This is a genomic window from Xenorhabdus sp. NBAII XenSa04 (assembly GCF_963866145.1).
Taxonomy (GTDB): Bacteria; Pseudomonadota; Gammaproteobacteria; order Enterobacterales; family Enterobacteriaceae; genus Xenorhabdus; species Xenorhabdus indica.
The window spans coordinates 1-4,289 of sequence record NZ_CAWMEB010000147.1 but is presented as its reverse complement, the minus strand read 5'-3'; the positions used below and the strand labels follow the sequence as shown (position 1 = coordinate 4,289).

General features: G+C 41.3%; 3 protein-coding genes, 1 pseudogene and 1 other annotated feature. Of the genes and pseudogenes, 3 read left to right on the top strand and 1 reads right to left on the bottom strand.

Going from position 1 to position 4,289, the window contains the following annotated elements:
- A pseudogene (locus AAC147_RS06955) lies at window positions 1-635 on the bottom strand (hypothetical protein); the annotation flags it as partial.
- Window positions 636-942: 307 nt separating this feature from the next.
- Window positions 943-1,043 (top strand) — a sequence feature (Trp leader region).
- A gap of 40 nt (window positions 1,044-1,083) precedes the next feature.
- Between AAC147_RS06955 and AAC147_RS06950 the strand changes: the two are divergent.
- Genes AAC147_RS06950 through trpD form a run of 3 tightly spaced genes read left to right on the top strand, consistent with a single transcriptional unit; the run spans window position 1,084 to window position 4,260 of the window.
- Window positions 1,084-2,643 (top strand): anthranilate synthase component 1, encoded by a 1,560-nt coding sequence (locus tag AAC147_RS06950; protein ID WP_047686086.1) that lies wholly within the window; start codon window positions 1,084-1,086, stop codon window positions 2,641-2,643.
- On the top strand, window positions 2,643-3,239 hold the full coding sequence (locus AAC147_RS06945) for a glutamine amidotransferase-related protein (RefSeq protein ID WP_047686083.1): 597 nt from the start codon (window positions 2,643-2,645) through the stop codon (window positions 3,237-3,239). The genes AAC147_RS06950 and AAC147_RS06945 overlap by 1 nt, the downstream gene beginning before the upstream one ends.
- Before the next feature lie 22 nt (window positions 3,240-3,261).
- Complete coding sequence (gene trpD / locus AAC147_RS06940; protein ID WP_047686081.1) at window positions 3,262-4,260, top strand: anthranilate phosphoribosyltransferase; 999 nt, start codon at window positions 3,262-3,264, stop codon at window positions 4,258-4,260.
- Window positions 4,261-4,289: the final 29 nt, after the last annotated feature.

The following is a 4,289-nucleotide window of genomic DNA, read 5'->3' as shown; positions in this document are numbered from 1 at the left end:
ACGGTTGAATTAGGCTTAGGTGAAGTGATTGATGGAGGTTCCCAGTTATTATCATCTTTTATTGCAATAGTAATATTATAATCATCTGCAATGGGGGTTCCAAAGTTATTTAAACAATTATTTCCACCACAATCAGGGATGACTGTAAGATCACAACCACTTTCTGTATTAACATGATAATACCAATCATATCCAGAAATATAAAAAAATGGATTATAAGAAAAAGTCAATGTAATTACACATTGTTTATATTGACTATTATTGAAATAAGTTGTCGCCGTCCAAACTATGCTTTTAGCAATCCCAGTACACAGTGGCACGCCAAAGAGGTTTTTAATTTCAACTTGTTGTGTCTCTTCTTCCCCTGCTTGCAAATAAATGCTCTCTTCCCCTGCATTATACATACAATGATCATAAGTACGATAAAGATTCAACTTGTCGTATTTACTGTCATTTTTAAAAGTTAAGTTAAAATAATAACTAGGAGGAATTATAGATGTATTCATAGGTTTCTTTATTTTATTATTTATTTCATTTGGAATAATAATCTCTTTATTTAATTCAACTGCACTAGCATTGTGAAAAATGATTAAAATAATAAAAAAGAACATGGCATATAAGTTTATTTTTTTCATAAGATAATATCTCATTAAAAAATGATGCTGTTTTGTGAAAAACATCAGAATTCACTCACAATAGAATCACGTGGGATAAAACTCAACCTATTGTACTTATAAAAAATAAACTATACGTTATAAATTCAAATCACAGCCCGATACACAATACCCGATACACAATAGCAGAAAAATATATTAAAAAGACTATTGACAAGTGAATCTCGAATCAGTTTACTAGTACGCAAGATTGATTTGAATACATTTTATTAATACTCTACTTAACAAGGCACTTAAGATGGCTGTACTGATGAAAACGACTCAGAAGATGCGTTGGTGGCTCAATTTCCCATTCAGGGCGGTTGAATGACGCACATAAGTAGAGAACCAAAGTGCCAATAACCCGCTCTGAAAAGCGGGTTTTTTTATACCAATTTTCTGTAGATAAAGATCACAAAAGGGGGTGGGTATGATAGGTAAGGACTTCAATATTTCGATAAATCAAATAGAAACAGTCTATCAGGCTGATCCGACACTGCTTTTCAATCAACTTTGCAACAACCGACCAGCAACGTTATTGCTAGAATCTGCTGAAATAAACAGTAAAAAAGATCTTAAAAGTATGTTGATCATTGATAGCGCGATACGTATTACTGCCAGTGAGCAACAGGTCAATTTTACAGCACTTACTGAAAATGGCCGGAATTTGCTGCCTGTTCTCGCCGAATTACTGTCAGAGAAAGCCCAAATCAGTATTGATACACATTCCTTTCAGGCACAATTTCCTATCATTGAGAAAAATTTAGACGAAGACAGCCGATTAAAAGCAGACTCTGTTTTTGACGCATTACGCGTTCTAACCACTTTATCTTCTTTTTCAGGAACCCCTGAAGCCATTTTCGCAGGTGGATTATTTGCCTATGATTTAGTCGCTGGATTTGAACCACTCCCTAAAGTCAAAACTTCTCAACACTGCCCTGATTTTTGTTTTTACCTGGCCGAAACCTTAATGGTGATCGACCATCAAAGCCAGCATACTTTGTTACAAACTTCATTATTCGGTGCATCAGATACAGAAAAACAACGTCTTGAAAAACGCTTATCTGCACTGGCTGACATCATTGCTCAACCTCGTCAGCCATTGATCCCCACAACATTACCTAATATGGAGATTTCCTGTAACCGGAGTGATGAACAGTACGCAGACATCGTTCAGCAATTACAACAATTTATTCGTCAGGGTGAGATATTTCAGGTAGTGCCATCCCGGCGTTTCACATTACCCTGCCCTTCCCCATTAAGTGCTTACCGTACCTTAAAAAATCAAAATCCCAGTCCTTATATGTTCTTTATGCAGGATCAGGATTTTTGTCTGTTTGGTGCATCACCTGAAAGTGCCCTGAAATATAATGCTAATAACCGGCAGGTTGAAATTTATCCAATAGCAGGAACCCGTCCCCGTGGACGCAATGCTAATGGCGAGTTAGATGCCGATTTCGATAGCCGAATTGAGTTAGAAATGCGTACCGATGCCAAAGAGATGTCTGAGCATGTCATGCTGGTTGATTTGGCCCGCAATGATTTAGCCCGTATTTGCGAGCCGGGCAGTCGCTATGTCGCTGATTTAACTAAAGTCGATCGCTATTCGTTTGTTATGCACCTTGTTTCCCGTGTTGTCGGTACAATTCGCCATGACTTGGATGTCTTTCATGCTTATCAGGCTTGTATGAATATGGGAACGCTGACAGGTGCACCAAAAGTCCGGGCGATGCAACTTATTGCGCAATATGAAGGTGAACGCCGGGGCAGTTATGGCGGCGCAGTGGGTTACTTCACCGGCAAAGGTGATTTTGATACGTGCATTGTTATTCGCTCTGCCTATGTAGAAGACGGTAAAGCCACCGTTCAGGTAGGTGGCGGCGTGGTTTTGGATTCCATTCCCGCAGCAGAAGTCACCGAAACTCTCAATAAATCCAGAGCTGTCATTCGTGCTATAGCTCAAGCTCACAATACGGAGGTCGCATTCTAATGGCAAATATTCTTCTGCTCGATAATGTAGATTCCTTTACCTACAATCTCGTGGATCAACTCCGTGCCAGTGGTCATCAAGTTGTTATCTACCGTAATACCGTTTCCACAGAGACAATAATAGCGCAACTTGGAAAGATGGATTCCCCCTTGCTGATGTTATCCCCTGGCCCAGGAAAACCGTCAGAGGCCGGATGCATGCCACAATTACTCAGGCAGGTTATTGGGCAAATCCCAGTGATTGGTATATGTCTTGGGCATCAGGCGATTATCGAAACATACGGCGGCAATATTTCGGTAGCCAAAGAAATTCTGCATGGCAGATCAACATTGGTGACACATGATGGACAAGCCATGTTTGCCAATCTGCCTAATCCTCTCTCCGTTGCCCGTTATCATTCTCTTGCAGGCGTTAACATTCCGGCAACACTGACTGTTTCGGCTTCTTGTGGCGAGACAGTCATGGCTGTACGTCATAATGACGACAGAGTCTGTGGATTCCAGTTCCACCCTGAATCAATCCTGACAGCGCAAGGAGCCAGGTTGCTTGAACAAACTCTGGTATGGGCGCTGCATCCAAAGAGATTTGACAGATAATAAAAAGAAGAGGATGAAAAAAATGCAATTAACTTTCGAAAAATTGTTCAGCGCCCAACCCCTGACCCAACAAGAAAGCGAAAAACTCTTCACTGCTATTATTTGTGGTGAATTAAGTGAGCCTCAATTAGCTGCTGTCTTAATCAGCATGAAACTGCGGGGCGAACAGCCGCAGGAAATTGCAGGCGCGGCACAAGCACTATTAGCCCATGCTTCTCCGTTTCCACGTCCTGACTATTCCTTTTGTGATATTGTCGGTACAGGCGGAGACGGTACAAACAGTATCAATATTTCAACTGCCAGTGCTTTTGTTGCCGCCGCCTGCGGCCTTAAAGTCGCAAAACATGGCAACCGCAGCATTTCCAGTCGTTCAGGTTCATCTGACTTACTGGCTGAATTTGGTATAGCATTGGATGCCAGCGCTGAAAAATCCCGCCGGGCCCTGGATGAAATTAATATCTGTTTTCTGTTTGCACCGCAATACCACAGTGGATTTCATCATGCAGTAACAGTTCGCCAGCAATTGAAAACCCGTACTTTATTCAATGTACTTGGTCCTCTGATCAACCCTGCCCGACCGCCTCTCACCTTAATTGGTGTTTATAGCCCAGAATTGGTAGATCCTATCGTGCGTACATTACAAGTATTGGGTTATCAACGTGCTGTGGTGGTACATAGCGGAGGCGTGGATGAAGTTGCTTTGCACGCGCCCACTCAAGTTGCTGAACTTAATCACGGTGAGATTACTCAATATCAGTTAACAGCGAAAGATTTTGGACTACCCAATCATCCGATATCATCGCTGAATGGCGGAACACCGCAAGAAAATGGCCATATGTTGAGTTTATTACTGCAAGGACGGGGGGAAAAAGCTCATGCCGATACGGTGGCTGCCAATGTTGCTCTCTTAATGAAAATACATGGAAACGAAGACTTACGGCAAAATGCCCAACTGGCATTAGATACAATTTATAGTGGTCAAGCTTATGAAAAAGTGATCGCATTAGCGGCAAGGACTTAATCATGAAAAGTAATATATTACAGAAGATT

Excerpts from the sequence above, each read along its gene's own strand:
- AAC147_RS06950 (WP_047686086.1), top strand. The coding sequence starts at position 1,084 with ATGATAGGTAAGGACTTCAATATTTCGATAAATCAAATAGAAACAGTC.
- AAC147_RS06945 (WP_047686083.1), top strand. The coding sequence starts at position 2,643 with ATGGCAAATATTCTTCTGCTCGATAATGTAGATTCCTTTACCTACAAT.
- trpD (WP_047686081.1), top strand. The coding sequence starts at position 3,262 with ATGCAATTAACTTTCGAAAAATTGTTCAGCGCCCAACCCCTGACCCAA.